Here is a 1734-nt window from a genome sequence, read left to right on the forward strand (position 1 = left end):
ACCGAGCCACACGATAGACATAATTGGCTCTCCCTTTCCAAACAAACTAAAGAGGATGCGGTTGATAAAAAACAATTAGAGCTTCGTAAAATTCCTGTTCAGTATAGCTTTTTTGAAAGCATTGCATTAAAAGACGGCCGTTTGGGAAAATTAATTACATTTTTTGAAGAGCAAACATCCTACGCGAGCCTTTTAACTTCTTAATAATTATGACATTGGGACAGCAAGTAGCCTCATAGCGAGGCGATCTCATATAAGAAGAGTTATCTATACTTAAAACAGATAATTTAGTATGAGCACATATTATGCCAAAAAATCCTTTAGCTAAACTAGTTCTGTCCCCCGTAAAATCAGTTAGAAAACAACGTCAAGAGTACGTTGGTGAATATGCTGAAATTGTAAATAATTTAAGAGTCGGCGGTACTGAGGGGGCGCCCTATACTGATGCTGATAAAGCCCTGAAGGGGAAGAGCCAGAAGCACCTAAAAAAGAAGGATTTTTTAGTAGATTAAAAAATAGTGTATCAAATTTAGCGTCCGGTTTTGCAAACTACATGAAGGAACACCCTGTGCGAGGAGGTCTATTAATCGAGGGAGCAGTAATAGGCATTGGAATCATTGTTGCAGCCTCAGTATTTACCGGAGGCGTAGCTGGAGCGGCGGCGGTAAGTGGAATGGCAGTCCTGATGGGTGCTGGTGGTAATTTATTAATTAGTGGTGTTTTGGTTGGAGGTGCAGTGGCAGTATCCAGCGCCATAGCCTTAACATATGATGTAAGCATGGAAGAAACTCAGAGCAATGCTTCATTAAAACTCCATACTTGATTGCTTCGTTTTGCATGCATACACAGCAAAACATTTAGCGCTAATCAATAAGCCGATTCAAATCAGCTACTAGCTCACTAGCCGCAATAGGATAATAAAAATAAGCCTGTATCCTTGCCTCTGGATTAATAAGCAAAATTTCTGTTCCATGACTCATAGGACTTGCAGACACCGTAATATGCAATTGCTTTTGTAAGGAATTTATTGCCGACATCGGTCCTCTAAGTGCAATAAAATGCTCATTAAACTGATGAACAAACTGATTAAGCTCTTGCACTGAATCATGCTCAGGATCAACGGAAATAAAAATAACCTGAGGTCGTTTTGTTGGCGATAATCGTTCATAGGTTTGATTCAACATAGACATAGTCAATGGACAAACCATTTTGCAACGGCTAAAACCAAAAAACAGCAGTGACCAGTGCCCCTTTAACGTTGCCTCAGAAAATAAATTACCGTGATTATCAACAAGCTCAAAATTCGGTACCGGTTCAATTTGACTGATGTAAACCCCATTCTCTAAGTGAATGGGGTTACGATATACAACAAAATAACTAATAAGAAGCGCAATAAGAATCAAATAAAGCAAAATCATCCTGATTATCTTATTCATTTTATTCAATCCTAAATTAATAAAAAGCAAATGAGCACAGAACAACTCCCCAATATGACGTACTTTAAAAAATAGCGTGCTAAAATTAAAGGAACGAACTATATAGAAGTAGATTAAAACATAAAGAGCATTAAGGAAAATGTATACTGAATTTTTTCAACCAAATGCTTTACCATTGGATCAGTTGAAAGGAGTATATGATTCACGACTAGTCATATTATCGTATCTGATCGCAGTGATGGCATCTTATGTCGCCCTTGATTTAGCCGGCCGATTACGCGATCACAATAACACCCCC

At 38.2% G+C, this 1734-nt stretch carries 4 protein-coding genes and 1 pseudogene; 4 read left to right on the plus strand and 1 reads right to left on the minus strand.

Annotation, left to right across the window (positions count from 1 at the left end):
• The 3 genes and pseudogenes from ACQY7T_RS11040 to ACQY7T_RS11050 form a co-directional block, all read left to right on the plus strand.
• Window positions 1-204: pseudogene (locus ACQY7T_RS11040) on the plus strand (hypothetical protein); the annotation flags it as partial.
• Window positions 205-305: 101 nt separating this feature from the next.
• Window positions 306-512: a hypothetical protein gene (locus ACQY7T_RS11045; RefSeq protein WP_428413383.1), complete on the plus strand. Its 207-nt coding sequence runs from the start codon at window positions 306-308 to the stop codon at window positions 510-512.
• Between the two features lie 56 nt (window positions 513-568).
• Window positions 569-823, plus strand: coding sequence for a hypothetical protein (locus tag ACQY7T_RS11050; protein WP_428413385.1), 255 nt, complete (start codon window positions 569-571; stop codon window positions 821-823).
• Between the two features lie 40 nt (window positions 824-863).
• Here the strand turns inward: ACQY7T_RS11050 and ACQY7T_RS11055 are convergent, their stop codons facing one another.
• A complete protein-coding gene (locus tag ACQY7T_RS11055) occupies window positions 864-1436 on the minus strand; it encodes an SCO family protein (protein ID WP_428413387.1) in 573 nt (190 codons plus the stop codon).
• Window positions 1437-1575: 139 nt separating this feature from the next.
• On the opposite strand from ACQY7T_RS11055, the gene ACQY7T_RS11060 reads away from it, so the two are divergent.
• A partial coding sequence (locus ACQY7T_RS11060; RefSeq protein WP_428413389.1) for an MHYT domain-containing protein occupies window positions 1576-1734 on the plus strand: 159 nt, incomplete at its 3' end.

It is taken from the genome of Legionella sp. (genome assembly GCF_965140895.1).
In the GTDB taxonomy this organism is placed as follows: domain Bacteria; phylum Pseudomonadota; class Gammaproteobacteria; order Legionellales; family Legionellaceae; genus Legionella.